Annotated in this window: 30 protein-coding genes; 5 read left to right on the top strand and 25 right to left on the bottom strand. The window is 75.4% G+C overall.

The genetic code is table 11. The annotated features are described in order from the left end of the window. Entirely contained in the window at positions 1–324 is a 324-nt protein-coding gene (locus ACI79T_RS04365; RefSeq protein ID WP_456608822.1) for a DUF4229 domain-containing protein, read from the bottom strand. Beyond that, positions 317–877, bottom strand: a complete 561-nt coding sequence (locus tag ACI79T_RS04370; RefSeq protein ID WP_456608914.1) for an Lrp/AsnC family transcriptional regulator — start codon at positions 875–877, stop codon at positions 317–319. Before ACI79T_RS04370 ends, ACI79T_RS04365 begins: the two co-directional genes overlap by 8 nt. Between ACI79T_RS04370 and ACI79T_RS04375 the strand changes: the two genes are divergently transcribed. Further along, complete coding sequence (locus tag ACI79T_RS04375) at positions 852–1,064, top strand: hypothetical protein (RefSeq protein WP_456608823.1); 213 nt, start codon at positions 852–854, stop codon at positions 1,062–1,064. The two genes, ACI79T_RS04370 and ACI79T_RS04375, sit on opposite strands and share 26 nt — an antisense overlap. A gap of 51 nt (positions 1,065–1,115) precedes the next feature. On the opposite strand, the gene ACI79T_RS04380 is transcribed toward ACI79T_RS04375, so the two are convergent. From ACI79T_RS04380 to ACI79T_RS04450, 15 genes are all read right to left on the bottom strand, one after another. After that, positions 1,116–1,406 carry a hypothetical protein gene (locus ACI79T_RS04380; protein WP_456608824.1) on the bottom strand — a complete coding sequence of 97 codons (291 nt, stop codon included), beginning with the start codon at positions 1,404–1,406 and terminating at the stop codon, positions 1,116–1,118. A 124-nt stretch (positions 1,407–1,530) separates the two neighbouring features. Beyond that, positions 1,531–2,487, bottom strand: a complete 957-nt coding sequence (gene ccsB, locus ACI79T_RS04385; RefSeq protein ID WP_456608825.1) for a c-type cytochrome biogenesis protein CcsB — start codon at positions 2,485–2,487, stop codon at positions 1,531–1,533. Then, positions 2,480–4,099 carry a cytochrome c biogenesis protein ResB gene (resB, locus tag ACI79T_RS04390; protein WP_456608826.1) on the bottom strand — a complete coding sequence of 540 codons (1,620 nt, stop codon included), beginning with the start codon at positions 4,097–4,099 and terminating at the stop codon, positions 2,480–2,482. Before resB ends, ccsB begins: the two co-directional genes overlap by 8 nt. After that, on the bottom strand, positions 4,096–4,935 hold the full coding sequence (locus ACI79T_RS04395) for a cytochrome c biogenesis CcdA family protein (protein ID WP_456608827.1): 840 nt from the start codon (positions 4,933–4,935) through the stop codon (positions 4,096–4,098). The genes resB and ACI79T_RS04395 overlap by 4 nt, the downstream gene beginning before the upstream one ends. Before the next feature lie 3 nt (positions 4,936–4,938). Then, positions 4,939–5,568 (bottom strand): TlpA family protein disulfide reductase, encoded by a 630-nt coding sequence (locus ACI79T_RS04400; RefSeq protein ID WP_456608828.1) that lies wholly within the window; start codon positions 5,566–5,568, stop codon positions 4,939–4,941. Next, positions 5,565–6,197, bottom strand: a complete 633-nt coding sequence (locus ACI79T_RS04405; RefSeq protein ID WP_456608829.1) for a histidine phosphatase family protein — start codon at positions 6,195–6,197, stop codon at positions 5,565–5,567. The genes ACI79T_RS04400 and ACI79T_RS04405 overlap by 4 nt, the downstream gene beginning before the upstream one ends. Further along, positions 6,194–7,561 carry a glutamate-1-semialdehyde 2,1-aminomutase gene (gene hemL, locus ACI79T_RS04410; RefSeq protein ID WP_456608830.1) on the bottom strand — a complete coding sequence of 456 codons (1,368 nt, stop codon included), beginning with the start codon at positions 7,559–7,561 and terminating at the stop codon, positions 6,194–6,196. The genes ACI79T_RS04405 and hemL overlap by 4 nt, the downstream gene beginning before the upstream one ends. Beyond that, positions 7,558–8,040 carry a hypothetical protein gene (locus tag ACI79T_RS04415; RefSeq protein ID WP_456608831.1) on the bottom strand — a complete coding sequence of 161 codons (483 nt, stop codon included), beginning with the start codon at positions 8,038–8,040 and terminating at the stop codon, positions 7,558–7,560. The genes hemL and ACI79T_RS04415 overlap by 4 nt, the downstream gene beginning before the upstream one ends. A 23-nt stretch (positions 8,041–8,063) precedes the next feature. Next, the gene (hemB, locus tag ACI79T_RS04420) at positions 8,064–9,068 is read right to left on the bottom strand and encodes a porphobilinogen synthase (RefSeq protein WP_456608832.1); all 1,005 of its coding nucleotides are present in this window, start codon (positions 9,066–9,068) and stop codon (positions 8,064–8,066) included. Beyond that, a complete protein-coding gene (locus ACI79T_RS04425) occupies positions 9,065–10,609 on the bottom strand; it encodes a uroporphyrinogen-III synthase (protein WP_456608833.1) in 1,545 nt (514 codons plus the stop codon). Before ACI79T_RS04425 ends, hemB begins: the two co-directional genes overlap by 4 nt. Positions 10,610–10,730: 121 nt before the next feature. Then, entirely contained in the window at positions 10,731–11,711 is a 981-nt protein-coding gene (gene hemC / locus ACI79T_RS04430) for a hydroxymethylbilane synthase (RefSeq protein ID WP_456608834.1), read from the bottom strand. Continuing rightward, complete coding sequence (locus ACI79T_RS04435; protein ID WP_456608835.1) at positions 11,708–13,060, bottom strand: glutamyl-tRNA reductase; 1,353 nt, start codon at positions 13,058–13,060, stop codon at positions 11,708–11,710. Before ACI79T_RS04435 ends, hemC begins: the two co-directional genes overlap by 4 nt. After that, positions 13,057–13,716, bottom strand: a complete 660-nt coding sequence (locus ACI79T_RS04440) for a redox-sensing transcriptional repressor Rex (protein ID WP_456608836.1) — start codon at positions 13,714–13,716, stop codon at positions 13,057–13,059. The genes ACI79T_RS04435 and ACI79T_RS04440 overlap by 4 nt, the downstream gene beginning before the upstream one ends. A gap of 231 nt (positions 13,717–13,947) precedes the next feature. After that, positions 13,948–14,196, bottom strand: coding sequence for a glutaredoxin family protein (locus ACI79T_RS04445; protein ID WP_456608837.1), 249 nt, complete (start codon positions 14,194–14,196; stop codon positions 13,948–13,950). Further along, positions 14,189–15,847 (bottom strand): AMP-binding protein, encoded by a 1,659-nt coding sequence (locus ACI79T_RS04450; RefSeq protein ID WP_456608838.1) that lies wholly within the window; start codon positions 15,845–15,847, stop codon positions 14,189–14,191. Before ACI79T_RS04450 ends, ACI79T_RS04445 begins: the two co-directional genes overlap by 8 nt. A gap of 201 nt (positions 15,848–16,048) precedes the next feature. Here ACI79T_RS04450 and ACI79T_RS04455 point away from each other — a divergent pair, with 201 nt between their 5' ends. From ACI79T_RS04455 to ACI79T_RS04465, 3 genes are all read left to right on the top strand, one after another. Then, positions 16,049–16,816 (top strand): sigma-70 family RNA polymerase sigma factor, encoded by a 768-nt coding sequence (locus tag ACI79T_RS04455; protein ID WP_456608839.1) that lies wholly within the window; start codon positions 16,049–16,051, stop codon positions 16,814–16,816. A 100-nt stretch (positions 16,817–16,916) separates the two neighbouring features. Next, entirely contained in the window at positions 16,917–18,071 is a 1,155-nt protein-coding gene (locus ACI79T_RS04460; RefSeq protein ID WP_456608840.1) for a DUF5667 domain-containing protein, read from the top strand. A 100-nt stretch (positions 18,072–18,171) separates the two neighbouring features. Next, complete coding sequence (locus ACI79T_RS04465; RefSeq protein ID WP_456608841.1) at positions 18,172–19,200, top strand: HAD family hydrolase; 1,029 nt, start codon at positions 18,172–18,174, stop codon at positions 19,198–19,200. Here ACI79T_RS04465 and ACI79T_RS04470 read toward each other — a convergent pair. The 6 genes from ACI79T_RS04470 to ACI79T_RS04495 all read right to left on the bottom strand — a co-directional run bounded on the left by ACI79T_RS04470 (position 19,158) and on the right by ACI79T_RS04495 (position 23,604). After that, on the bottom strand, positions 19,158–20,069 hold the full coding sequence (locus tag ACI79T_RS04470) for a lysophospholipid acyltransferase family protein (RefSeq protein WP_456608842.1): 912 nt from the start codon (positions 20,067–20,069) through the stop codon (positions 19,158–19,160). The two genes, ACI79T_RS04465 and ACI79T_RS04470, sit on opposite strands and share 43 nt — an antisense overlap. Next, positions 20,062–21,168 (bottom strand): NAD-dependent epimerase/dehydratase family protein, encoded by a 1,107-nt coding sequence (locus tag ACI79T_RS04475; RefSeq protein WP_456608843.1) that lies wholly within the window; start codon positions 21,166–21,168, stop codon positions 20,062–20,064. The genes ACI79T_RS04470 and ACI79T_RS04475 overlap by 8 nt, the downstream gene beginning before the upstream one ends. 10 nt (positions 21,169–21,178) lie before the next feature. Continuing rightward, positions 21,179–21,277 carry a 30S ribosomal protein bS22 gene (locus tag ACI79T_RS04480; protein ID WP_012854759.1) on the bottom strand — a complete coding sequence of 33 codons (99 nt, stop codon included), beginning with the start codon at positions 21,275–21,277 and terminating at the stop codon, positions 21,179–21,181. A 140-nt stretch (positions 21,278–21,417) separates the two neighbouring features. Beyond that, on the bottom strand, positions 21,418–21,759 hold the full coding sequence (locus ACI79T_RS04485; protein WP_456608844.1) for a helix-turn-helix domain-containing protein: 342 nt from the start codon (positions 21,757–21,759) through the stop codon (positions 21,418–21,420). 370 nt (positions 21,760–22,129) lie between these two features. Beyond that, positions 22,130–22,948: a pyrroline-5-carboxylate reductase gene (gene proC, locus ACI79T_RS04490; RefSeq protein ID WP_456608845.1), complete on the bottom strand. Its 819-nt coding sequence runs from the start codon at positions 22,946–22,948 to the stop codon at positions 22,130–22,132. Beyond that, positions 22,945–23,604: a hypothetical protein gene (locus ACI79T_RS04495; RefSeq protein ID WP_456608846.1), complete on the bottom strand. Its 660-nt coding sequence runs from the start codon at positions 23,602–23,604 to the stop codon at positions 22,945–22,947. Before ACI79T_RS04495 ends, proC begins: the two co-directional genes overlap by 4 nt. A 59-nt stretch (positions 23,605–23,663) precedes the next feature. On the opposite strand from ACI79T_RS04495, the gene ACI79T_RS04500 reads away from it, so the two are divergent. Continuing rightward, positions 23,664–24,230 carry a type 1 glutamine amidotransferase domain-containing protein gene (locus tag ACI79T_RS04500; RefSeq protein WP_456608847.1) on the top strand — a complete coding sequence of 189 codons (567 nt, stop codon included), beginning with the start codon at positions 23,664–23,666 and terminating at the stop codon, positions 24,228–24,230. Positions 24,231–24,245: 15 nt separating this feature from the next. Here the strand turns inward: ACI79T_RS04500 and ACI79T_RS04505 are convergent, their stop codons facing one another. Next, entirely contained in the window at positions 24,246–25,091 is an 846-nt protein-coding gene (locus ACI79T_RS04505) for a hypothetical protein (RefSeq protein ID WP_456608848.1), read from the bottom strand. Then, positions 25,091–26,035 (bottom strand): Ppx/GppA phosphatase family protein, encoded by a 945-nt coding sequence (locus tag ACI79T_RS04510; protein ID WP_456608849.1) that lies wholly within the window; start codon positions 26,033–26,035, stop codon positions 25,091–25,093. The genes ACI79T_RS04505 and ACI79T_RS04510 overlap by 1 nt, the downstream gene beginning before the upstream one ends. Positions 26,036–26,054: the final 19 nt, after the last annotated feature.

Raw genomic sequence — 26,054 nt, forward strand, 5'->3', positions numbered from 1 at the left:
CTACTGCGCGCCGTCGCCGCTCAGCCGGTTGCGCAGGTCCTCCTTGGCCGTGCGCCGGGTGACGCTGCGGGCGACCAGCGCCTCGTTCAGCCGCTCGCGCGACGGGCGCAGCAGCAGGTAGGAGACCGGCATCGACAGCAGCAGCCCGAAGAGCAGACCGGGGAAGCTGCCCAGGCCGGCCCACCAGAGGATCAGCACCAGCGCGGCGGCGATCGCCAACCGGCCGACCGTGTAGACCAGCAGCCAGGGCAGCACCTTCGGCGGGGTCGCGGTGCCCCCCGCCGGGCTCACCGGTGTGCCGGCGGTCGGGTTGTTCTCAGCCATGACGGCCCTCCCACTTGGTCGAGAGAACGACCGTCGTCCTCGTGCGTGCGACCCCTCTTATCCGGTTCAACGCGTCGATGGCCGCTTCGAGTGCCGGGATGTCGGTCACGCGCACCTTGAGCACGTACGCCTCGCTGCCGGCGACGCGCCAGCAGTCCTCCACCTCGGGGATCTCGCGCAGGCCGGCCTCGAGCCCGGTGTCGTCCACCGCGTCGCTGTCGATGACGCTCACCAGCGCGGTGACCTCCAGACCCACCGCCGAGGGGTCGACGACGGCGCGGTACCCGGTGATCACCCCGGCGGTCTCGAGCTTGCCCACCCGCTCGTGCACGGCCGGCGAGGACAGCCCCACCTGCCGGGCGAGCTCGGCGTAGCTGGCCCGGCCGTTGGCGCGCAGCAGCTCGATGAGCTGCTGGTCGACGGCGTCGATGGGAGTTCTCCGTCCTGCCCCGGATCGGGGATCGTCCGATTCTCGGCACCGAGTATCGCCGCGGACGTACGCTTGGTACCGACGAGGGGGTGGGCCCGTGTTGTTCCTGGTGGTTCTCGTGATGGCAGTGGTGGTCGTGGGCCTGGTGGTGCGCGCCGCGGCGAACGCCGACCCGGAGGGGCGGGCGCGTCCGGCGACCCGTCCGCAGCGGCCGCGTGGCCCGGTGCGCATCGTCGCCCCGGACGACGACCCGGAGTTCCTGCGCGAGCTGGAGCGCCGGGCGCGCCGGGACGACGGCTCCCCGGCCTGACGCAGAGCGCGCGGGCCGGCTGACCCGGGCCGCCCGCGCGGCTCGGTGACCTCAGGCCGCTCGCGCGGCTCCGAACAACCGGCGCCACCCGCGGCGGGGGCGCTCCTCAGCGGTGCCCTCGGCCGGATCGACGGCCGGCGCCGCTCCGTCGGCGTCCCCGGGCCAGCCCAGGCCGCCGCCGCCCTGGCGGGTGGGGCCGCCCGGCCAGCCGAGCTCGCCCTCCTCCGCGGCGCCCTGCGCGCTCTCGCGGTGGGCGCCGGGGCCCTCGGCCGCCCGGCCGGCGAGCGCCGCCTCGACGAGCGGGTGCGGCGACGCGTCGTCGGCCGCCGTGTGCCTACCCACGGGGCATCTCCCGCCGGGCCCGTGCGCTGCTGGTCAGCTCCATGGGGGCATGGAAGCACGCCGGTCCGACACCGGTCACCCGAGCGCGCCGCGTCCTTCCCCGGACGGGGGAGGACGCGGGCCGTCAGACGCCGCCGTAGCTGTGCAGGCCGGTCGAGACCATGTTCACGTAGAGCAGGTTGAACAGCACGACGGCGAACCCCACCACGTTGATCCAGGCCGCCGGCCGGCCCCGCCAGCCCGCCGTCGTCCGGGCGTGGAGGTAGGCGGCGTAGACGACCCAGGAGATGAACATCCAGGTCTCCTTGGGGTCCCAGCCCCAGAACCGACCCCAGGCGCTCTCCGCCCAGATCGCGCCGGCGATCATGGCGAAGGTGTAGATCGGGAAGCCGAACACGGCCGTGCGGTGCGCCACCCGGTCCAGCCCGGCGGCGGACGGCAGCCGGTCGATCAGCCCGCCACCGGACCCCGGCTCGCCGGTGGTGCGGCGGGTGCGGACCAGGTACAGGGCGCTGGCGATGCCGCTCACCAGGAAGATGCCGGAGCCCAGGATCGCGCTGGTCACGTGGATGCCCAGCCAGCTCGACCGCAGTGCGGCGACCAGCGGCCCCGCCTCCGCGTAGAGGAACAGGCCGATGCCGACCATCGCGAGGATCACCGGGCCGAGCACGAAGACGCCGATGTGCCGCAGCGAGGGCTGCCGCACGGCCAGCACGAAGTAGGCGACCACGGCGACCAGCACGACGGCCGTGGCGAACTCGTACATGTTGCCCCAGGGCAGCCGGTCGGTGGCCATGCCGCGGGCGACGAGGACGCCGGCGTGGGCGACCACGCCCAGCGCGGTCAGCGCCATGCCGAGCAGGCCCCAGCGGGTGCCCTGCGCCGTCTCCGGCTCCTCCTGCCCGGGAACCGGGGCCTCGGGCACGACCGGGCCCCCGCCGACCCCGGCGAGCTCGCGGCTGGGCACGCGCCGCCGCCCGAAGGCCAGCTGGGCGCAGAAGGCGAGCAGCGCAACGGAGTACAGCGCGACGCTCACCGAGAAGAGGGTGTCGGACAGCTCGGCCAGCGAGGAGTCAGTCACGCGGGGGGACCTCCGGTTCAGGTGCGGTGCGGGCGGCGGCCGGGGCGCGCAGCGCGTCCCGCAGGTCGTCGGACAGGGTGGCGAACCGGGAGCCGCTCTCGCCGCCGCCCCGCGTGAGCGAGGCGAGCGTCAGCACGGTACCGCCGCCGTCCCGGGCGGGCTCGGCCCGGGCGAAGACGCGCTCCCGGCGCAGCAGGAGCATGCCGAGCAGGCCGGCGAGCAGGGTGATCGCCGAGCCGAGCACCCACACCTGACCGGGGTCGTGGGAGAACTGCATGGCGGCGAACTCCTTGACCCCGCTGAAGGTGATGCGGGTGCCGTCGGGCAGGTCCAGGGACTCCCCCACCGACAGGTTCGCCGAGCCGACCTCGGTGAGCCGGCCGCGCTCGATCTGGCTCTCGTCGAGGGAGTACACCGACTGCGGCAGCCCCGAGTCCAGGCCGAGGTAGCCGGAGAAGGCGATGACCGCCACCTGCGGGGCCAGGGGGCGCGGGTCGACCGACGTCAGGATGCCGCCCTGCACCAGCCCGGTGGGCGCGAAGAAGCCCTTCAGCGCCAGCTGCTCCTCCTGCCCCGGGATGTCGGGCAGCTTGAGCGCGCCCTCGCTGGACATCATCTGCTGGTCGGTGGGCAGGAAGGGGACGGTCAGGTCCTCGAACGTGGTCCCGTCCGGGACGGTGACGGTGAACGTCGGGCTGAAGCCGTGCCCGGTCACGTAGACCCGGTCGCCGTCGATCCGCAGCGGGTCGTTGACGCCGATGGTGGTCGCCCGCCCCTCGGCGGAGGGGGCGCCGTAGCGGATGTCGGCGGTGAACGAGGCGGCGGTGAGGTTCTCCTCGTACTCGGCCCGGAACTGCTCGAGGTCGACGCAGAGCGCGCTGAGGTCGCCGCTGTCGACCAGCGCGCCCGCGGAGTAGGTGTCGTACTGCTGGAACGAGTTGCAGAAACCCTGCCCCTCGGTGACCAGGATGCTGCCCTCGTAGCCCCACAGCTTCCCGCCGGCCAGGCCGAGCAGGAGGGCGAGCAGGGAGAGGTGGAAGACCAGGTTGCCGGTCTCCTTCAGGTGCCCCTTCTCCGCCGAGAGCTCGGGGCCGCGCGCGCTGTCGCGGCGGACCACCCGGTAGCGCCGCACCCGCAGCTCCTCCTCGACGGCGTCGAGCGCGGCCGCTCCGGCCAGCGGGCTGCGCAGCTCCCCGGAGTCGGGCAGCCGCAGCAGGTTCCGCGGGACGGGAGGCGGCGGGGTGCGCAGGGCGCGGGCGTGCTCCATCGCCCGGGGCACCACGCAGCCGATCAGCGACAGGAACAGCAGGAGGTACACCGCGGCGAACCAGGGCGAGCTGAAGACGTCGAACAGGTACAGCCGGTCCAGCCACGGCCCCAGCTCGGGGTGGTCGGCGAGGTACTGCCGCACGTTGTTCTGCGACAGCGACCGCTGCGGCAGCAGCGAGCCGGGCACCGCCGCCAGCGCGAGCAGGAACAGCAGGATGATCGCCGTCCGCATCGCGGTCAGCCGCCGCCACCAGCGCAGCAGCAGCCCGGCCAGCCGGCGGCCCGCGGAGGGGCCCGCTGGCGGCACCGGCGTCGCCGGCCGCGGCGGTGCCTCGACGCTCACAGCGAGGTCTCCGCCAGGCCGGTGGCGGCGAGCCAGGACCGCAGCCAGCCCATCATCTCGGTCCAGGCACCGGTGAGCAGGAGCAGCCCGATGACGACGAGGACGACGCCGCCGATCCGGGTGACCAGCGCCGCGTGCCGGCGCAGGAAGGCCGTCGCCCCCACCGCCCAGCGGGCGCCGAGCGCGACCAGCACGAACGGCACGCCGAGGCCCAGGCAGTACGCGGCGCCGAGCACCGCGCCCCGCCCGGCCGAGGCCTCGCTGACCGCCAGGGAGTAGACCGCCCCGAGGGTGGGTCCCAGGCACGGGGTCCAGCCCACCCCGAACACGACGCCCAGCAGCGGTGCGCCCGCCAGGCCGGCCGCGGGGCGGACGGACAGCTTCTTGGTGCGCTGCAGCAGCGGCAGCCAGCCGAGGAAGGCCAGCCCCACGACCACGGTGATCAGCCCGAAGACGACGTCCACGGTGCGCGCGTACTGGAGGGCCAGCCGGCCGAGGCCGCCGAAGGCCGTCGCGAAGGCGATGAAGACGGCGCTGAAGCCCAGCACGAAGAGCAGCGCACCGAGGACCACCCGGCCGCGGGGGGCGCGCTCGTCGACCGGCGCGCGGACCGCCGTCGCGGTGCTGCCCGAGCCGTCGCCGACGGGCGGGGGCGGAACCGCCGGCACGCGCGTGGCGGCGCCGCTGCCGACGAGCCCGGTGACGTAGGACAGGTAGCCGGGCACCAGCGGCAGGACGCAGGGCGAGGCGAAGCTGATCAGCCCGACGAGCGCGGCCACGGCCGCCGCCACGAGCAGCGGGCCGTCGTTCACCAGGCCGGCGAAGGTCTCCCCCATCGGTCAGGCCTCTTCCGCCATCAGCAGGTCGAGGGTGCTGCGCAGGTCCTCCTGCGGCACCTCGGCGGTGAAGACGGCGGCCACGCGGCCCTCCCGGTCCAGCACGATGGTCGACGGGATCGCCGTCGCCGGGTAGTCGCGGAAGGCCAGGGCCACCTCGCCGCGCGGGTCGTAGATCGAGGGGAACTCGATGCCGAAGCGCTCCACGAAGGCCAGGGCGAACTGGTCGTCGGGCTCCTTCACGTTCAACCCGAGGAACTGCACCCCCTCGTCCCGCACGTCGGCGTAGACCTCCTGGAACTCCGGCGTCTCGACCCGGCAGGGCGCGCACCAGGAGCCCCAGAAGTTGAGCACCGCGATGTCGCCGGCGAGCTCGGCGGAGGAGAACTCCCCACCACCGAGCAGCGTGCCGGAGAACTCCGGCGCCGAGGCCCGCTCGTCCTGCGGGATCACCTCACCGCGCGGCGTGCCGGCGACGAACCGGAACTCGCCGCCGTTGTTGACGTCCACCGCGCCGGAGCCGGTGCTGCACCCGGTGAGCAGCGCCGCCGCGAGGACGGCCGTGAGCACCCGCCTCGCGGGGCCCCGGAGGAGACGTGCGGCGCCGGCGGAGCGCTGCTGCGGGGTGGTCATGCGCCCGGCACCGCGTCGGGATCGGTGGCGCCGGCCGGCTCGGCGTACGAGACGCCCACCAGCCGGTCGCCGTCGTAGGTGATCGACGTGACGCTGGCCAGCGCGCACTCCCGGCGGCGCGGGTCGTGGGCGAACCGGCGGCCCTCCACGTGCAGCCGGGTGGTCCAGATGGGCAGCTGGTGGCTGACCAGCACGGCCTCGTGCCCCCGGGCCTCGTCGCGCGCGGCCTCGACCGCGGCGAGCATCCGCGCCGCGATCTCCACGTACGGCTCGCCCCAGGAGGGCTGGAGCGGGTTGCGCAGCTTCCACCAGTTGCGCGGTGCCCGGAACACCCCGCCGGCGCCCCCGACGACCCGCCCCTCGAAGGCATTGCCCGCCTCGATGATCCGCTCGTCGATCCGGACCTCCAGCCCGGTCGCCTCGGCGAGCGGTCGCACGGTCTGCTGCGCCCGCTCCAGGGGGCTGGACACCAGGTGGGTGACGTCGTGCCCGGCGAACCACTCCGCGGCGCGCCGGGCCATGGCCTCACCGGCGGTGGACAGCCGGAAGCCGGGCAGCCGGCCGTAGAGCACGCCGCCGGGGTTGTGCACCTCGCCGTGCCGGAGCAGGTGGACGGTCGTCTCGGTCACGAGGACCGCTCGCTGTCCAGCGCGCCGGTGCGGTGGGTCTCCACCTCGGCGGCCGCCCGTGCGGCGGCGGGCAGCGCCTCGAGCACCTGGTCGAGGGCCTCGCCGGAGAGCTGCGCGTTGACGAACCACGCCTCGAACGCCGAGGGCGGCAGGTACACCCCGCGGGCCAGCAGCGCGTGGAAGAACGCGGTGTAGCGGGAGACGTCCTGCGTGCGGGCGTCGTCGTAGTCGCGCACCTGGCGCTCGTCCGGCACGAAGAAGATCGAGAACATGTTGCCGGCCTGCTGCACGCGGTGCGGCACCCCCTCGGCGAACAGCGCCGCGCTGGCGGCGCCGCGCAGGACCGCGGACACCTCGTCGCAGTGCGCGTAGACCTCGTCGGTGCAGTGCCGCAGCGTGGTCAGGCCGGCGGCCACGGCCACCGGGTTCCCCGACAGCGTGCCCGCCTGGTAGACCGGCCCGAGCGGTGCCAGCTGGTCCATGAGGTCGGCGCGCCCACCGAACGCCGCGGCGGGCAGCCCGCCGCCCATGACCTTGCCGAAGGTGAACAGGTCGGCGTCGACCGGGTCGAGGCCGTACCAGCCCGAACGCGAGACGCGGAAGCCGGTCATGACCTCGTCGAGGACCAGCAGCGCACCGTGCGCGGCGGTGATCCGGCGCAGCTCGGCGTTGAAGCCGTCCAGCGGCGGGACGACCCCCATGTTGCCCGGGGCGGCCTCGCTGATGACGCAGGCGATCTGGCTGCCGCGCTCGGCGAAGACGGCCTCGACGGCGGCGACGTCGTTGTAGGGCAGCACGACCGTGTCGGCGGCGGCCCCGGTGGTGACCCCCGGGGTGTCCGGCAGCCCGAGCGTCGCCACCCCTGACCCGGCGGAGGCCAGGAGCGCGTCGACGTGGCCGTGGTAGTTGCCGGCGAACTTGACGACGACCGGGCGGCCGGTCGCGCCGCGGGCCAGCCGGACGGCCGACATGACCGCCTCGGTGCCGGAGCTGACCAGCCGCACGCGCTCCACGGGGGCCACCCGGTCGCGGATCTCCTCGGCGAGGTCGAGCTCACCCTCGGTCGGGGCGCCGAACGACAGCCCCCGCCGGGCGGCGGTGGCGACCGCGTCGACGACGGCGGGGTGCGCGTGCCCCAGGATCATCGGGCCCCAGGAGCTGACCAGGTCGACGTAGCGCCGGCCGTCGGCGTCGGTGATCCACGGGCCGGAGCCCTCCACCATGAACCGCGGGGTGCCACCGACGGCGCGGAACGCGCGGACGGGCGAGTTCACCCCGCCCGGGGTGATCTCCTGCCCGCGGGCGAAGAGGCCGGCCGAGACCGGGGCCTCGTAGGTGTAGGGCGAGCTGTCCAACGAGGTCACGACCCCAGTGTCCCCTCTGTTCCCCGGGTCCGGTCGGAGGCATCGCGCACACCTGCCAGGAGCGCGGCCCGCAGGGCGGCGGGATCACGGGTGGGCACCAGCACGGTGCGCCCGTCGGTCAGGCGGAGCGGCAGGCCGGTGCGCCCGCGGGGCAGCGACCAGCCGCCGCCCAGCACCGGCGCGCCGGCGTCCACGCCCCGGTCGGCGTCGCGGAGCGCGGCGGCGTCGACCTCCCGCAGCGGCACCTGCTCCCGCCCGACGGCCAGCCCGTCGTCGTCGACCCGCACCGTCCAGACCCGCCGGGCGGCCAGGCAGCCCAGGGCGACGGCCCCCGGCGCCCCGACCAGCGCCACCACCCACAGCACCGGGGGCACGTCGGGCCCGGGCAGGACGAGGTCCCAGACGAGGAAGAGCCCGAGGACCCCGACGACCGTCCAGAACGGCCGCCAGGAGCCCCCGGGCTCGACGTACGGGTCCACCGTGCTGTCCCCCGACCGGCCGATCAGCGCGCGACGAGCCGCGCGGCCTCGACCGCCCAGTACGTGAGCACCTGGCCGGCGCCGGCCCGGCGGATGGCGATCAGCGTCTCCAGGATGGCCCGCTCGCGGTCCACCCAGCCGTTGGCCGCGGCGGCCTCGACCATCGCGTACTCGCCGCTCACCTGGTAGGCGCTCACCGGCACCTGCACCGCGTCGGCGACCCGGGCGATGATGTCCAGGTAGGCCAGCGCCGGCTTGACCATCACCGCGTCGGCGCCCTCGGCGAGGTCCTGCGCCACCTCGCGCAGCGCCTCGACGGCGTTCGGCGGGTCCATCTGGTAGCTGGCGCGGTCGCCGAACTGCGGCGCCCCCTCCGCCGCCTCGCGGAACGGGCCGTAGAAGCCCGAGGCGTACTTGGCGGCGTAGGCGAGGATCGGCACCTCGGTGAACGCGGCGCTGTCCAGCCCGGCGCGGATCGCCGCCACCTGGCCGTCCATCATCCCGCTGGGCGCGACCAGGTGGGCACCGGCCTGCGCCTGCGCGATCGCCACGGCCGCGTACCGGTCCAGCGTCGGGTCGTTGTCCACGACCCCCGCCGGGGTGACGACACCGCAGTGCCCGTGGTCGGTGTACTCGCACAGGCACAGGTCGGCCATGAGCACCAGCTCGTCGCCGAGGTCCGACCGCAGCTGCTGCAGCGCCACGTTGACGATGCCGTCGGCGGCATCGGCCTGGGAGCCCACCGGGTCCTTCTCCGCGGGGATGCCGAAGAGCATCAGCCCGCCGATGCCGGCCTCGGCCGCCTCCTGGGCGGCCTTCCGCAGCGAGTCGGGCGTGTGCTGGACGACGCCGGGCATCGAGCTGATCGGGACCGGGGAGTCGATGCCCTCCTTGACGAAGACCGGTAGCACCAGGTCGGCCGGGGCCAGCCTGGTCTGCGCGGTCAGCCGCCGGAGCGCGGGCGTCGACCGCAGCCGGCGCCCGCGCGCGAAGCCCGGGTTGGCACCCCCGCCCACGTCGCCGGTCACTTGCCCTCGCCGTCCTCCGCCTCGCGCAGCGACAGGGCGTACTCGGCGAGCGCGTCGACCAGCGGGGCGACCGCGGCGGTCTCCGGCTGGACGTCGACGCGCAGGCCGAACTCCTGCGCGCTGGCCGCCGTCGCCGGGCCGATCACCGCGACGACGGTCTTGGCGTGCGGCTTGCCGGCGATGCCGACCAGGTTGCGCACCGTGCTCGAGGAGGTGAAGCAGACGGCGTCGAAGCCGCCCCCCTTGATCGCCTCGCGCACCGAGGCGGCCGGCGGCGCGGCGCGCACCGTCCGGTAGGCGGTGACGTCGTCGATCTCCCAGCCACGCTCGACCAGGCCGGCCGCCAGCGTCTCGGTGGCGATGTCGGCGCGCGGCAGGAGGACGCGGTCGATCGGGTCGAACACGTCGTCGTAGGGCGGGAAGTCGGCCAGCAGGCCCTGGCTGGACTGCTCACCGGTCGGCACCAGCTCGGGCTGGATGCCGAAGTCGCGCACGGCCTCGGCGGTCTGCTCGCCGACGCAGGCGACCTTGACCCCGGCGAAGGCGCGGGCGTCGAGGCCGAGCTCGACGAACTTCTCGCGCACGGCCTTCACCGCGTTCACCGAGGTGAACACGATCCAGCCGTAGCGGCCGGTGACCAGGCCCTTGATGGCGCGGTCCATCTGGGCGGGGCTGCGCGGCGGCTCGACGGCGATCGTCGGCACCTCGACCGGCACCGCGCCGTAGGCCCGCAGCCGGTCGCTCATCTCGCCGGCCTGGTCCTTGGTGCGCGGCACCAGCACCCGCCAGCCGAACAGCGGGCGGCTCTCCCACCAGGACATGCGGGCCCGCTTGTCGACGGCGGCGCCGATCGTGGCGACCACGTGCCCGCTGAGCGGGTCGAGGCCGGCGGTCTTCTCCGCCACGGCCGAGAGCTTGGCGACGATGCTCTTCTGACTGGTGCCGGAGCCGCCGGTCGTCACCACGACCGGGGTGCTGCCGGACAGCCCTCCCTCGACCAGCCGCACGGCGGCGTCGGGGAGCTCGTCGGCGGTCCCCTGGAGGACCAGCGTGCCGCCGGCCGCGGCGGCCGCACCGGCCAGCGCGGTGACGTCGACGCCGCTGCGCAGGTCGGCGGTCACCGCGGTGCTGCCCAGCGCGACCCCGGCGAACGCGGGGACGGCGGTGGCGGTGGCGACGCCGGGCACCACGTCGAAGGGCACCGAGGTGCGCCCGACGGCGAGCACCTCCTTGACCACCTCGTCGGAGGTGTAGGGGTCACCGGTCACCAGCCGGACGACCACCGAGCCGTTCTTGGCCGCGGCGACGGCGCCCTTGGCGACGTCGGCGGGCTCGCCGGACACCGGGGTGAGGTCGGCCTCGGGGTTCGTCTCGCGGACGGCATCCTGGACGGCGGGCGGCACGTCGGGGTCGACGAGGACCACCGCGGCCTCGGCCAGCGCCGCGGTGGCGCGGGCGGTGAGCATGCCCGGGTCGCCCGGGCCGGCGCCGACGAACACGACCCGGCCGGACTGGCCTGCGGTCTTGCGCAAGCGCGTCATCGCGTGCTCCTGATCCTGGCCCGGGAGTCCCGGGCGTCTCTCGTGGCCCGGTTCCGGGCCGTTGGGGGGGTCTGGGGGTGGGGTGCGGTGGCGGGCGCCGCCGGGGACCTCGCGGGCCCGGTCACTCCCGGGCCGCCATGAGCGCGGCCGCGCCGCGGTCCAGCAGCTCGGCGGCGAGCGTGCGGCCGAGCGCAGCGGCGTCGGCCGGCGAGCCGGTGAGCGAGCCGCGGACCGAGTCGCTGCCGTCGATCGCGGTGACCGAGGCGCGCAGGTACAGCTCCGGGCCGGCCTCGCCCTCGGCGACCTCCGCGTAGGCGGCGACCGGCGCGCTGCAGCCGGCCTCGAGCGCGGCGAGCGTGGCCCGCTCGGCCACCACGCAGGCGCGGGTGGCGGTGTCCTCGAGCCGGCCCAGCAGCTCCCGCGTACGGGCGTCGCTGGTGCGGCACTCCACGGCGAGGGCGCCCTGCGCGGGGGCCGGCAGCACCTGGAGCGGGTCGAGGGTCTCGGTGATCCGCTCCGTGCGGCCGATCCGGCTCAGCCCGGCGCGGGCCAGCACGACGGCATCCAGGTCACCCGGGCCGCCGGACGAGCCGGCCACCCGGCCGAGCCGGGTGTCCACGTTGCCGCGGATCGGGACGATCTCCAGGCCGAGCCCGAGGGCCCGCAGCTGGGCGACCCGGCGGGGTGCGCCGGTGCCGATCCGCGAGCCGGGCCGGAGCTCGCCGAGGGTGAGCCCGTCCCGGGCCACGAGGGCGTCCCGGGGGTCCTCCCGCGGCGGTACCGCGGCGAGGCTCAGGCCGGGCTCCGGCGCCGTGGGGAGGTCCTTGTAGCTGTGCACCGCCAGGTCGACCTCGCCGGCGAGCAGGGCCCGGCGGATCGCCGCGACGAACACGCCGGTGCTGCCCATCTGGGCGATCGTGGCCTGCGAGCGGTCACCCTCGGTGCTGATCAGCACCAGCTCGACCGGCACGCCGGTGGCGGCGGTGAGGGCGTCGGCGATGGCCTGCGACTGGGTGCGGGCCAGGACGCTGGCCCGGGTGCCCAGCCGGAGCGGGACGGGGGTGCCCGCAGCGGTCGTCGTCTGCACGTCGGTGGCGGTCATGCCGATCCTCCCGAACGGTCGGGGTCGACGGTGACGGCGTCGGCCAGCCGGCCGGCGCCGGGGGTGACGTCGGCGTCGATGCCCAGCCCGAACAGCGCCCGGAGGGCGCCCGCGTAGTCGGTCCCGCCCGGCGTGGCGGACAGCTCCTTCACCCGCACGGTCGGCTCGTGCAGCAGCTTGTCGACGACGCGGCGCACGGTGCGGGCGATCTCGGCGCGGGCCCGCGCGTCCAGGTCGGGCAGCCGCCCCGAGAGCCGGAGCAGCTCGGCGTCGACGACCTCGGCGGCCTGGGTGCGCAGCGCGGAGACCGTCGGCCCGACCTCGGCGGCCTGACGCTCGGCACGCAGCAGGGCGGCCTCGGCCTCGATCATGGCGCGCGCGGTGGTGATGTCGTCGGCGGCGACCGGGCCGGGCCCGTCCTCGCCGTCGCGCCGCTCGCCCTGCAGCAGGGCGAGGTCGACGACGTGCACCCCGGGGAGCGCGGCCACGCCCGGGTCGACGTCCCGGGGCAGCGCCAGGTCGATGACGACGAGCGGCCGGTCGCCGCGCCCGGCCATCGCCGCGGCGACGACGTCGGTGGTCACGACCAGCCCGGTGGCGCCGGTGCAGGTGAGCAGCACGTCGGCCGCGGCCAGCTCGGCGGGCATCCGGTCCAGCGGCGCAGGCCGCCCGCCGACCGTGCCGGCGAGCCGCTGCGCGGAGCCCTCGGTGCGGCTGCTGACGACGACATCGGCGCCGCGGCGGGCCAGCGTGGTCGCCGCGAGCGCACCCATCGAGCCGGCGCCGACCACGAGCACGGGGCGCCCGGCGAGGTCGCCGATGCGGGCCTCTGCCCGGTCGAGGGCGACCGAGACCAGCGAGGCGCCGGCCCGGTCGATGCCGGTCTCGGAGTGCACCCGCTTGCCGACCCGCAGGGCGCGCTGCGCGACCGGGTGCAGCGCCCGGCCGACGGTGCCCTCCTCCCGGGCCAGCGCGTAGGCCGCGCGCAGCTGGCCGAGCACCTGTGTCTCGCCGACGACCATGGAGTCCAGCCCGGCGGCCACCGTGAACAGGTGGGCGACGGCCTGGTCCTCGTAGTGCACGGTGACGTACGGGGAGAGCTCCTCCACCGTCGCCCCGGCCTGCCGGGCGAGCACCCGGCTGACGTCGGTGACGCCGCCGTGGAAGCGCTCGACCTCCGCGAAGACCTCGACCCGGTTGCAGGTCGCCAGCACCAGGGCCTCGCTGACGTGGTCGCTGCCGATCAGTTCGTGCAGCGCCTTGACCCGGTCGTCGGCGCCCATCGCGAACTGCTCGAGCAGGGCGACCGGTGCGGTCTGGTGGCTCACGCCCACCGCGAGCAGGCTCATGCGGATTCCTCTCCCACGGTCGTGCGCTGCTGGCCCAGGAAGGCGAGCACCTGCAGCTCGACGGAGAGGTCGACCTGGCGGACGTCGACACCGGCCGGGGCCGACAGCGTCACGGGCGCGAAGTTCAAGATGCTCCTCACCCCGGCCGCGGAGAGCCGGTCGCAGACCTGCTGGGCGACGTCGGCCGGGGTCGCGATGACCCCGATGGAGGCCTGGGTGGCCGTCACGGTCGCCTCCAGGTCGGTGGTGTCCTGCACGGTCAGCCCGCCGATGCGCCGGCCGACCCGGTCCGGCGCGGCGTCGAAGAGGCCGACGAACTCGAAGCCCCGGCTGCCGAAGCCCGCGTAGTCCGCGAGCGCGGTCCCGAGGTTCCCGATGCCGACGAGCACGCAGGCGCGGGACTGCTCGGCGCCCAGCACCCGGGCGATCCGCTCGCGCAGTGCGCGCACCTCGTAGCCGACCCCGCGGACGCCGCAGGACCCGAGGTGGGACAGATCCTTGCGCAGGCCGGCCGGGTTGACGCCGGCCGCGGAGGCGAGATCGCCGGAGGAGACGGTGGTCCGGCCGCCGTCGGCGAAGCTGGTCAGCACCCGTAGGTACACGGCCAGGCGGGCGACGGTGGCCTCCGGGATGGTCCGGGGCCGCGGCTGGATCACGGGGCACTCCACAGCGGTCGCGCCCGGGAACCCGGCGGGCGCCGGGGGCGGGGCTACGACATCGGGACGCGAGCAGCACGTGCTCGCGTCCGCCACGGTAACCGCTTGTGAACGCTGGAACAAAGTCGCCGACCAGGCACCGGCCCGCTGACCTGGCCCGACGGGGCGACAGGTGTGGCGGAGACCACCGTAGCCGCCGCGCCGGGACCACCCGGACGGGGGGTCCGGGACTCAGCCCACCCCGAGGTCCCGCCGCAGGCGGGGGACGTCGAGCGTGAAGTAGGAGTGCTCGCGCCCGTCGAGCAGCAGCACCGGCACCCGGTCGCCGTACTCGGCCTGCAGCTCCGGGTCGGCGTCGACGTCGACCTGCTGCGGTTCGAGGCCCGCCCGGGCGGCGATCGGGGCGAGCTGCTCGGCGGCGGTGACGCAGAGGTGGCAGCCGTCGCGCACCAGCAGCTGCAGCCGCGGGTGCTCATCCACCGGCGGGCTCCCCCGTGCCGGCGGGGACCCCGGTGTCCAGCTCGGGATCGGCGTCGGGGTCGGCGTCGCTGAGCCCGAGCTCGCGCAGCCGGGCCCGGCTGACCTTGCCGGTCAGGGAGTGCGGCAGGGACGGGAGGAAGTGCACCGACCTCGGCACCTTGTAGCGCGCCAGGGACCCCGCCGCGTGCTCCTGCAGCTGCGCCACCGTGAGCTCCTCCCCCGGCGCCACGACGACGACGGCGCGGACCGCCGCACCCGTGCGCGGGTCGGGCACGCCGATGACCGCGCTCTCCACGACCGCCGGGTGCTGGTCGAGGACCCGCTCCACCTCGGCCGGGTAGACGTTGAAGCCGCTGACCAGGATCAGGTCGCTGCGCCGGTCGACCAGGTGCAGGTCGCCGTCCGCGTCGCGGTAGGCGAGGTCCCCGGTGCCGAGCCAGCCGTCGGCGTCGGGTCCGTCGACGCCGTCGGGCCAGTACCCGGAGAAGAGGTTGGGGCCGCGGACCCAGATCTCGCCCGGCCCCTCGTCGGCGTCGTCCGCGTCCCCGGCCCCGCCGGTGGACCGGTCGGCACCCCCGGCCTCCTCGTCCAGCCCCCCGGCGGCCGGCGGCTCCGCCGGGTCCGCACCGATCGAGGCGGTGTCGCGCAGCGCCAGCTCCAGGCCCGGGACGGGTCCGCCGATGCAGGCCGGCTTGGCGCGGCCGGTCGCCAGGGTGCTCGCGACCACGGGCGCCGCCTCGGTCAGGCCGTAGCCCTCCCACACGGTGACGGCGGCCCGCTCGCGCATCGCCGTCCACACGTCCTCGGGCAGCGGCGCGGCCCCGGCGGAGGCGATCCGGACCGCGGCGAAGCCCCGCCGCAGCTCGGCGTCGGGGTGGGCGGGGTCCTCGAGGTTGCCGGCGTCGGCCGCGGCGAGCCAGGTCTGGTACATCGGCGGCGCGCCCGGCACGGTCGTGACCCGCTCCTCGGCCATGACCGCCAGGGATCCCCGCGGGTCGAAGCTCTCCAGCAGCACGGCGCACGCACCGGTGGCGGCGACCAGGCCGAAGCCGGCGTTCAGGCCGTAGACGTGGAACAGCGGGAGGACCAGCAGCACCCGGTCGTCGGCACGGACCGGCGGCGAGGCCATGGCCAGGCACTGCTCCTGGTTGGCCCGCAGCGCGCCGGAGGTGAGCATCGCGCCCCGCGGACGACCGGTCGTGCCGCTGGTGTAGCAGAGGAACGCCAGCGCCTCGGGGTCGTCGGCGACGCCCGTCGCCGGCCCGTCGCCCTCGGGCGGCCCCGAGCGGACCGGCACGCCGGCCAGCGGCTCGCGGTCGGCGGCGGCCACGAGCAGCGAGGCACCGGAGTCGGTGAGGACGTGCTCGAGCTCGGGGTCGGTGTAGGCAGTGTTGACCGGGACGACGACCAGCCCCGCCCGGAGCGCCCCGAGCACCGCACGCAACCAGTCCAGCCCGTTGGGCAGCTGCACCGCCACGCGCTCCCCGGGGGTCAGCCCGAGTCCGGCGTACCCGGCCGCGACCCGGTCCACCGCGGCGTCCAGCTCGGCCCAGGTCAGCCGCCGGTCGCCGGCCACCACCGCGGGGGCCGAGGGGTCGCGCTGCGCGACGGCGCGGACCAGCGCGGCCAGCGAGGTGCCTGCCTCGGACACTGCCGTTTCTCCTGTCGTCGGTGCGGCGCAGCCGGGTTCCGCCGCGCGCTCGTGGACGCTTGGGGGCAGGCTGCCGTGGACGAGCTGGGCCGATGTTGTCACCATGGGCCCCGCGCCGCAGCCCGCGCGCGCCGTTCCGGCGCGCGCGGTGAACGAGGACGGTCCAGGCACAGCGGGCCGACGAGGAGGTCGATCGCCCGCATGCCGCACCCGCTGGACGCCGGTCGCCCGGCCGGCGCGACCGCCCTGCCCGGGCCCGGCCCACGCCCCACCCCGTTCCCCCGGTCGAGTGCCGAGGCGCTGCCCGCTCCCACCGGCGCGCCGGTCGCCGAGGTGCTCGAGGACCTGTCCCAGGAGACCACCGAGCTGCCCACCGAGGTGATCGCGGAGCTCGCCGCCCGCTCCGGTGCCGTCGCGGCCGGGGACGTCGACGTCTGGGCGCTCGTCCGGGCCGCCCAGGACGGGGACGCCGAGGCGTTCGGCCGCCTCTACGACCACTACGTGACGCTGGTGCACCGCTACGCCTACCACCGGGTCGGCGACCGGGCCACGGCCGAGGACGTCACGAGCGAGACGTTCGTGCGGGCGCTGCGGCGGATCGACTCGCTGTCGTTCCAGGGGCGCGACGTGGGCGCCTGGCTGGTCACCATCGCCCGCAACATCATCCGGGACCAGGTGAAGAGCAGCCGGTTCCGGCTGGAGGTCACCACCGCCGACATGCGCGACGCCGACCGCGCCACCGACGGCCCCGAGGACGCGGTGCTCCAGCACCTCACCAACGAGCAGCTGCTGGCCTGCGTGCGGCAGCTGGGGAGCGAGCAGCAGGAGTGCATCGTGCTGCGCTTCCTGCACGGGCTGTCCGTGTCCGAGACCGCCGAGATCATGGGGAAGAAGGACGGCGCCGTGAAGGCGCTCCAGCACCGGGCGGTCCGTCGGCTGGCGAGCCTGCTCCCCGAAGGCCTCCGGTGAACCGGGGGCGTCGCGCCCGCGTAACCGACCGGGCCTCCCGGTCGTTGGGCCCGTCGCAGCGTGCTCCCCGCAGGAGCGGGACGAGGACGGGAGGTGGCGGGTGCTCCGGCACGACGACGGCTCGACCATGACCGGCCACCGTGAGCCGTCCGGGCCCGAAGCGGCGCTGGTCGCCCGCCTCGAGTCCCTGTCCACGCAGCTCGACACCGACCCCGCACCGCAGTACCGGGCACGGGCACGCGCGCGCCTGGTGGCGATGGCCGCGGTCCGCACCCCCGAGCCGGCTCCGCGCACGCTGCGCGACCGGCTGCTCGCGACCCGCGCCGTCGACCGGCCGCCCTCCCGCTGGCGCGGGCGGATCACCGCCGGCCTGGCCGGTACGGCCGTCGGGGTCACGGGGCTGGCGGCACTGGTCGCCGTGGCGGCCGGGGCGCAGCCGGGCGACCCGCTGTACGACCTGAAGCGGGGCACCGAGCAGACCCAGCTCGCGCTGGCCGGGGACAGCCGCGGCCAGACCCTCCTGGAGCTGGCGCGCACCCGGCTCGAGGAGCTCGGGTCGATCGCCGGCGGAGGTGACGCCGCACTGGTCGAGCGGACGCTCGCCACCATGGACGCGCACACCGCCGAGGGAGCCACCTGGCTCACCGAGCGGGCGGTCCGCACGCAGGACGCCGGGCCCCTCGAGGCGCTGGCCGGCTGGACGGCCGGGCAGTCCGCCGGCCTGTCGGCCCTGGAAGCCGACGTCCCGGCGGACGCCGAGCCGGCTCTCGAACGGTCCGCGGACCTGCTGGGGGCGCTGACCGTGCGCGCCGAGGGCCTGCGTGCGGCGCTGGAGTGCACGACCGGCTTCGCCACGGTCGGGGACGACGCCCTGGGTCCGGTCCCCGGCCCCTGCTCCGCGGACAGCCCGCCCGAGGTGGTCGAGGCCCCTCCCGTGCAGACCCCTCCCGACGCCGGCACGGGGACCGGCACGGGCGTCCCGCCGACGGCCGACCCGGTGGACCCGGCGCCCCCCGCGCCGTCGGCCCCCGTGGGCACCCCCACGCAGACCCCGCAGGTCCCGACGCAGAGCCCCGTCCCGACGCAGGTCCCGGCGCCGGCACCGGACGGGGGTGTCCTGCCGCCCGTGCCGCCGCTGCCACTGCCCGGCGGCTCCGGCGCGAGCCCGACCCCGCCGCCTCCGGTGATCGCCGTCCCGCTGCCGGGGCCGATCCGCATCTGCCTTCCTCCGCTGGCCACGATCGGGGACTGCTGACCCGGTCTGGACGCCTCTGCCGATCCGGCTAGGGTCGGTGCCGGGGATGCACCCAGGTCGTCCCCGGCGGATCGAGACGGACCGAGTCAGGGAGGTCGCAGTGCCGCGACTGCCGGTACGCGGACGCCGTGCCGCGCAGCCTGATGAGCGGACTTCCGGGGAGACCCGCGCCCACGTCGCCGGTGCGGCGTCGGCGGCGGCCGCCGAGGTCGCGGCCCCCTCGGCCGTCGAGCCCGACCTCACCGGGGCAGCGTTCTTCGACGTCGACAACACCATGATGATGGGCGCGTCGCTGTTCTGGTTCGCCCGCGGGCTGGCGGCCCGCAAGTACTTCTCCAGCCGCGACCTCTCCCGGTTCGTCTGGCAGCAGGCCAAGTTCCGCATCGCCGGCAACGAGAGCGCCGACGACATGCTCACCATCCGGGAGAACGCGCTGGCCTTCGTCGCCGGCCGCGAGGTCTCGGAGATCCAGCAGGCCGGCGAGGAGATCTACGACGAGCTGATGGCCGACCGGATCTGGTCGGGCACCCGGGTCCTCGCGCAGCAGCACCTCGACGCGGGCCAGCGAGTATGGCTGGTGACGGCCACGCCGGTGGAGCTGGCGTCGATCATCGCCCAGCGGCTGGGGCTGACCGGTGCCCTGGGCACGGTCTCCGAGATCGTCGACGGCCGGTACACCGGCCGGCTGGTCGGCGAGCTCATGCACGGCCCGGCGAAGGCGGAGGCCGTCCTCGCCCTGGCCGAGCGGGAGGGCCTGGACCTGTCCCGGTGCACCGCCTACAGCGATTCGGCCAACGATCTCCCGATGCTGTCCCTGACCGGGACGGCGGTGGCCGTGAACCCCGACACCGAGCTCCGCGCCGTCGCGCGCACCCGCGGATGGACCATCCGCGACTACCGCACCGGCCGCAAGGCGGCACGGATCGGCGTCCCCACGGTCGCCGTGGCCGCCCTCTCCGGCGGCCTGGTGGGCGGCGCGCTCGCCCTGCGCCGGCGCAACAAGCTGCCCTGGTGGGCAGCCGAGCCGGTGCCCCCGGCGGAGGAGCACCGAACGATGGTCCAGGCGGTGCAGGCCCTGCAGGCGCTTCAGGCGCCGAAGACGCTCTTCCGGCGCAGGAGCAGCTGGTAGAGCGAGTGCTGGATGGTCTCGCGCACCTGGTCGGTGAGGTTGAAGACCAGCATCGGGTCCTCCGCGGCGGCCGGGCCGTAGGACACGGTCTCGATCGGCTCGCCGAAGGCGATCAGCCACTTCGACGGCAGCGGCACCAGCCCCAGCGGGCCGAGCAGCGGGAACGTCGGCGTGATGGGGAAGTACGGCAGCCCCAGGAGCCGGGCGGCGGTCTTCGCGTTGCCGACCATCGGGTAGATCTCCTCGGCGCCCACGATCGCGCACGGGATGATCGGCGCCCCGGTCCGCAGGGCCGCCGACACGAAGCCGCCGCGGCCGAAGCGCTGCAGCGTGTAGCGCTCGCGGAACGGCTTCCCGATGCCCTTGAAGCCCTCGGGGAAGACGCCGACCAGCTCGCCCTCGGTGAGCAGCCGCTCGGCGTCCTCGTTGCAGGCCAGCGTGGCACCGAGCTTGCGCGCCATGGCCCCGACCACCGGGATCTCGAACACCAGGTCCGCGCCGAGCAGGCGGAACCGCCGGGCGGCCGGGTGCTCGTCGTGCAGCGCGACGGTGGTCATGAGCGCGTCGATCGGCAGCGTGCCCGAGTGGTTGGCCACCACGAGCGCGCCGCTGTCCGCCGGCACGTTCTCCAGGCCGAAGGTCTCCACGCGGAACCACCGCTGGAACAGCGGCCGCAGCGCGGGGAGCAGGACGTGGTCGGCGAGGTCGGGGTCGAAGCCGAACTCGTCGGTCCGGTAGTCGCCGGTCAGCCGGCGCTGCAGGAACTCCACGCCGCCGGCGAGCTGTTCCTCCCAGCCCGGCGGCGGCGCCGCGGGGACGAAGGGCTCGTCGTCGTCGGGACGCAACGGGATCACGCGCGCCTCAGGCATCGCGCACCGCCCGCAGGCCGGGCGGCGGCGGGGTGGGGCGCAGCCGCTGGTCCACGGCGCTCGCCGTGGCCCCGACCCGGCCGAGCACGGAACGCAGCCCACCGGCGACGGAGCGGACGGCACCCGGATCGACGACCGGGGGGACGGTGCGGGCGTAGTCGGCCAGGGCCGCCTCCGTGGTGTAGCGGGGGGTGTAGCCGAACTCGGTCCGCAGCACCGTGGTGTCCACGACCCGGCCGAAGTTGAGGAAGCGCATCTGCTCGGGCGAGTAGTCCACGAAGCCGAAGCGGCGGGAGACGCGGCCGACCGAGCCCAGCGTCGGCGAGGGCAGCGGCAGCTGGATCCGGCCGAGCCGGCGGATGGCCTGCGACAGCAGCAGGGTGCCCTGACCGCCCACGTTGACCGTGCCGACGAAGCCGCCGGTACTGGCCCGGGTGAGCACGGCGAGCGCGTCGTCCTCGTGCAGCAGCTGCACGCGGGCGTCGTAGCCCAGCGCCGTCGGGACGACGGGCATGCGCAGGAAACCGGTCAGCAGCGAGTCGATCCGCGGGCCGATGAAGTTGGTGAAGCGCAGCACGGCGACGTCCACGTCGGGACGGCGGCGGGCGAAGGAGCGCACGTAGCCCTCGATGTCCACGCTGTCCTTGGCGAAACCGCCGGAGGGGACCTGCCGCGCCTGCATGGCCTCGGTGAAGACCGCGGGGTCGCGGGAGGAGGCGCCGTACACGGCGCTGGTGGACTTCAGCACGAACCGGCGCACCGACGACGAGCGCTGGCAGGCGGCCAGCAGCTGCATCGTGCCGATGACGTTGAGTTCCTTCATCGGCACCCGCCCACCGGAGCCGGCGGGGGTGGAGCTGATGTTCATGTGCACGACGGTGTCGACCGACGCCGCCGCGATGACCTTGCCGATCAGCGGGTTGCGGATGTCGGCCCGGACGAACTCCGTGCGACCCAGCCGGCGCAGCATCTCCGGCGACGGGGGCACGGTGTCCACGCCGATGACCCGACGGATGCGCGGATCGGCTGCGAGCTCGGCCGCCAGCGCGCCCCCCAGCCACCGGCTGACACCGGTGACGAGGACGACCGCGGGCGGCACGAGCGTCAGCTCACTTCTTGTTGCGACGCTGGACTCGCGTCTTCTTCAGCAGCTTGCGGTGCTTCTTCTTCGCCATCCGCTTGCGGCGCTTCTTGATGACCGAACCCACGTGGTGCTCCCGACGTCGTCTCGAAATAGATCAGCTCGAACGCGACAGCGGATTTCCCCGGTGTCGCTCGGCGACCGAGCGTACCCGAGCCACCCCGCGGCGACGGTGCCGCGGGCGGCCGGACCGGGACGAGCGGGATCTCAGGCGATGTCGGTGTAGGCGTCGCGCAGGTAGTCCTGCACGGCGCGCTCCGGCACGCGGAAGGAGCGGCCGACGCGGACGGCGGCGAGCTCACCGGCGTGGACGAGGCGGTACACGGTCATCTTCGAGACGCGCATCATCGAGGCGACCTCGGCGACGGTCAGGAACGTGACGGCGGCGCGGGGGGCCGGGACGGCCGGGCGGCCGAGGGGCATGGCGGCGGGGTGCTGAGCCGGCACGGGACGGGCGAGCGTGGCGGCCATCGGGCGACCCATCGGGCGGGGGATCGGCATCCCCGGACGGACGACGGTGGCGGCAGCGTGGCGCTGGGGCATGGTCATGTCTTCGTCTCCGGAACCTAGCTCGTGTCGTGGCGCCGGCTTCCCCACCGGCAACTGAACACGCACGCGCTGGTACTGAGAGTAAGGGGGCTGGCGGGACTGATGCGATGGGTGAAACGAACAGGCGGACCGGTCCGTACTCGGCAGAACTACACGTATGCAACACGGTGCACACGCGTTCCGGCGCGTTTCGCGACACGGTGAGAAGTCGGTGACGCTACGTCGCACCACGACACCCGGATATGCATTACCGTGTTCGCCCGCTCACGCGGGGTGCCCGTCGACCTGTCGACACGGGAAGGCGCGGGCACCGCGTCCCGCCCGGTCGACGTCAGGACTTGTCGTCAGGCCTCGTCGTCAGGACTCGTCGTCAGGACTCGTCGCGGCCGAGCTCCACCGACCGCGCGTGCGCCGCCTCGATGGCGGCCATCAGCGCCGCCCGGACGCCGTGCTTCTCCAGCTCCCGGATCGCGGCGATGGTCGTCCCACCCGGGCTGGAGACCGCCTCGCGCAGCTGGACGGGGTGCTCCCCCGAGTCGCGCATCATCACCGCGGCGCCCAGCGCCGTCTGCACGATGAGGTCCGCCGCCAGCGTGCGCGGCAGCCCGAGCAGGATGCCCGCGTCGACCATCGCCTCGACGAGGTAGAAGAAGTAGGCCGGCCCGCTGCCCGACAGCGCCGTGACGGCGTCCTGCTGCGACTCCGGTACCCGCCGCACCCGCCCGACGGCGGCCAGCAGCGCCTCGGCCTCGTCCAGGTGCTCCTCCCCCGCGTGCGCCCCGGCCGAGAGCACGCTCATGCCCTCGTCCATCAGCGCGGGCGTGTTCGGCATGACCCGCACCACCGGCACGCCGGCCGGCAGGGCCGCCTCGATCCGCCTCGTCGGCACCCCGGCGGCGACCGACACCACCAGGTGCCCGTCGTCGACGTGGCCGGCGACCAGGGCGAGCAGCGTGTCGATGTCCTGCGGCTTCACCGCCAGGAGCAGCACCCGGGCGCGGGCGGCGGCGTCGGCCAGCTCCACCGCGGGGACGCCGTAGCGCTCGGTCAGCTCCGCGCCGCGCTCGGCGCTGCGCTCCACCACCAGGATCCCGTCGGCCCCGGCGCGGCGCACCAGGCCGGACAGCAGCGCCTCGCCGATCTTCCCGCCCCCGATGATGGCCAGCCCGCGGCGGCCCGTGGCGGTCACGCCCGGCCTCCCGCGACGGGCACCAGCACGCGGACGGTGTGGCCGGCGGCCAGCAGGCGGTGCTGGTCCTCGGTCGGTTCTCCCCAGGGCATGACGTGCTCCCAGCTGTCGGGCGCGCGGCCGTTCCAGGCCGCCCGCTCACCGGTGATGGCGATCAGACGTGGATCGGTGGTGGCGACGGCCGGTGCGCCGTCCCCGGCCATCAGGACGTTCAGGCAGCGGACGAAGGCGAGCTCGGCCACCGCCCCCCGGCCGGCGAGCAGGCGCACCTGTCCCCCGGCGAAGGCGCGGCACCGGTCCTCGGCCGACGGCTTCCCGGCGGCGACCACCGCCCGGGCCCCGGGCAGCTCCCGGACCAGGGGGTCGACGACGCCGGGCGGTCCGGTCAGCGCGACGGCGAGGCCGCGGGACACGAGCTCCTCCGCCGCCCCCGCGTCAGCGGGCAGCGTCACCTCGCAGGACGCGGCCAGCCCAGCGCCCAGCACCCGCGCGGCGAGCTCGACCGACACGGCGAGGGGTACGGCGCGGGACAGCTCCAGGGACACCTGCCGGCCGGCGGCGACCAGGTCACCGGCCGCGCGGACGGCGTCCTCCGGGCCCAGTCCGGCGCGGGCCGGCCGGCCCGGCAGCCGGTGGGGAAGGAGACGGACGGACACGCCCGAAACCGTAGTGCGCCCGGGTGTGCGCGGTCCGGGGGCCGGGTAGCGCCGCCCCCATGGCAGGAGAACTGGACGGGATGAGGGTGGCCGTGCTGGCCACCGACGGCGTGGAGCAGATCGAGCTGGACCGGCCCTGGCAGGCCCTCGAGGACGCCGGTGCGGAACCGGAGCTGGTCTCGTTCGCCACCGGCACGATCACCGCCTACGAGCACATCGACAAGGGCGAGCGCCGCACGGTCGACACCGACCTGGGTTCGGCGGACCCCGACGACTACGCGGCCCTGGTGCTGCCCGGAGGCGTCATCAACGGTGACTTCGTGCGCGCCGACGCGGACGCGGTCACCTTCGTGAAGGCGTTCTTCGACGCCGGCAAGCCGGTGGCCGCCATCTGCCACGCGCCCTGGGTCCTCATCGAGGCCGGCGTCGTGCGCGGCAGGCGCATGACCTCGTGGCCCTCGCTGCAGACGGACCTGCGCAACGCCGGCGCGAACTGGGTGGACGAGGAGGTCGTCGTCGACGGCAACCTGGTCACCAGCCGCAAGCCCGACGACCTGGATGCCTTCGGGGCCGCGATCGTCGAGGAGTTCGCCGCCACCCGCGAGGAGGAGCCGGCCGACGCGTGACGCCGCCCCCGGCGGTCAGGAGGTCGCGAGGAGCGTGGCCGCCGGGGCGATCGTCAGCAGGGTGCCCGCGAAGACGAGGACGGCGAGCATGCGGGCGCCCACGGGTTCGGTGCCCTGACGCTGGCGCCAGAGGTTCACCCCACCCACCAGGCCGGCGACGGCGAGCGGCGCCAGGAATACGGCCAGGTGCGGGATCATCTCCCACAGCACGGTGGCGGCGAAGTAGATGCCCACCCCGGCGGCCAGGGCGATGAGGAGCTCACCGGCGAACCGGAGCCAGGCCAGCGCGCTCTCCCGCGGCGTGGTGTCCAGGTCCGCGTCGACGTCGTCGGCGTGCACCACCGGGATCGGCCCCGTGGAGGCGATCCCACCGGCGGCGGGCGCGGTCCGCGACGCCGTGCGGCCGGCCGTGCGCTGGGCCCCCACGGCCCCCGATGCGGCAGGCGCCCCCGATGCCGCGGACGCCCTCGTCGCCCCCGATGCCGGCGCGGCCTTGGCCGCCCCGGCGGCCTCGGCCTGCCGCCGCAGCGGTGGCACCGGCCCCGAGGGGTGGGGGACGCTGGGTTTGCGGTCGGGGCGGAGGCCCGGGATGGCGGCGGTCACGGGGTCGGGCGCGGTACGCCGCGGTTCCCGGCCGTGTGCGGGCGTCTGCTCGGCGGCCTGCAGGTCGCTGCTGCGCCGGCCGTAGCGGGCGCGGTCGGCGGCGGCCGCGTCGTCGGCGCGCCGCTGGCGGATGCCGGTGTCGTCGTCGTCGACGCGGCGCCGGCGGGCCGTGCGGGCGGCCGACTCGATGCCGGCCTCGCGCAGGATCTCGGCGAGCGAGCGTCCTCCCGTGTCCGGGTTCCAGTCCGGTTCGGCCATCACGCCCCTCCCATCGAGTCCAGCCTGCGCAGGATGACTCCCTCGCGCAGTGCCCACGGACAGATCCGCACGCACGGTACGTCGAGCGCACGCAGAGTTGCGGCAGCGACAACCGCTCCAGCGGGAACCTGGTGCGCGCGGTCGGCCGAGACGCCCGGCAGCTCGGCCAGCGCCGCGGACTCGATGCGCGAGACGAAGCCCACCAGCTGACCCAGGCCGGTGGCGCTCAGCTCGCGGGGCACGCGCAGCCCGGCCGCGGACGGCGCGGCACCGGCGAGCCGGGCCACCGTGCGGAAGGTCTTGCTGGTGGCGGCCACCAGGTCGGGGGCGCCGACCGCGGCGATCTTCTTCGCAGCGGGCGCCAGCAGGTCCGACGCGTACTCGTCGAGCTCCTCCAGGGCCGCGAGGTCGGGGCGGCCGCCGTCCCGCGCCGCGGGGAGGAAGCGCCGGGTCATCCGCCCGGCACCCAGGGGCAGGGAGAGGGCGACCTCCGGGTCCTCGTCGATGCCGGCGGCGAGCTCGAGCGAGCCGCCGCCGATGTCCAGGACCAGCAGCCGGCCGGCGCTCCAGCCGAACCAGCGCCGCACCGCGAGGAACGTCAGCCGCGCCTCGTCCTCCCCGGAGAGCACCTGCAGCTCGACACCGGTGCGGTCCCGCACCCGCTCCAGGACCTCCAGACCGTTGGCCGCCTCCCGGATCGCCGAGGTCACCAGCGCCATGAACTCGTCGCAGCCCTGCTTCTCCGCCCGGCGGCAGGCGCTCTGCACCGCGGTGAGCAGCGCCTTCTCCCCCGCCTTGGAGAGCATGTCGTCCGGCCCCACGTGCTCGGCGAGCCGCAGCACCGACCTCTCGTCGTGCATCGGTGTGGGGTGCGCGCCGCGATGGGCGTCCACCACCAGCAGGTGCACCGTGTTCGAACCGACGTCCAGCACACCGAGCCGCATGGGGGCGATTCTGCCGGTC

The organism is Blastococcus sp. SYSU DS0619 (assembly GCF_054051035.1).

What these genes read in the sequence shown, in the direction of transcription:
- ACI79T_RS04365 (WP_456608822.1), bottom strand. Translation starts at nt 324, where the DNA reads ATGGCTGAGAACAACCCGACCGCCGGCACACCGGTGAGCCCGGCGGGG.
- ACI79T_RS04395 (WP_456608827.1), bottom strand. Translation starts at nt 4,935, where the DNA reads ATGGGGGAGACCTTCGCCGGCCTGGTGAACGACGGCCCGCTGCTCGTG.
- ACI79T_RS04400 (WP_456608828.1), bottom strand. Translation starts at nt 5,568, where the DNA reads ATGACCACCCCGCAGCAGCGCTCCGCCGGCGCCGCACGTCTCCTCCGG.
- ACI79T_RS04425 (WP_456608833.1), bottom strand. Translation starts at nt 10,609, where the DNA reads ATGACGCGCTTGCGCAAGACCGCAGGCCAGTCCGGCCGGGTCGTGTTC.
- hemC (WP_456608834.1), bottom strand. Translation starts at nt 11,711, where the DNA reads ATGACCGCCACCGACGTGCAGACGACGACCGCTGCGGGCACCCCCGTC.
- ACI79T_RS04435 (WP_456608835.1), bottom strand. Translation starts at nt 13,060, where the DNA reads ATGAGCCTGCTCGCGGTGGGCGTGAGCCACCAGACCGCACCGGTCGCC.
- ACI79T_RS04455 (WP_456608839.1), top strand. Translation starts at nt 16,049, where the DNA reads ATGCCGCACCCGCTGGACGCCGGTCGCCCGGCCGGCGCGACCGCCCTG.
- ACI79T_RS04470 (WP_456608842.1), bottom strand. Translation starts at nt 20,069, where the DNA reads ATGCCTGAGGCGCGCGTGATCCCGTTGCGTCCCGACGACGACGAGCCC.
- ACI79T_RS04485 (WP_456608844.1), bottom strand. Translation starts at nt 21,759, where the DNA reads ATGACCATGCCCCAGCGCCACGCTGCCGCCACCGTCGTCCGTCCGGGG.
- ACI79T_RS04500 (WP_456608847.1), top strand. Translation starts at nt 23,664, where the DNA reads ATGGCAGGAGAACTGGACGGGATGAGGGTGGCCGTGCTGGCCACCGAC.
- ACI79T_RS04505 (WP_456608848.1), bottom strand. Translation starts at nt 25,091, where the DNA reads ATGGCCGAACCGGACTGGAACCCGGACACGGGAGGACGCTCGCTCGCC.
- ACI79T_RS04510 (WP_456608849.1), bottom strand. Translation starts at nt 26,035, where the DNA reads ATGCGGCTCGGTGTGCTGGACGTCGGTTCGAACACGGTGCACCTGCTG.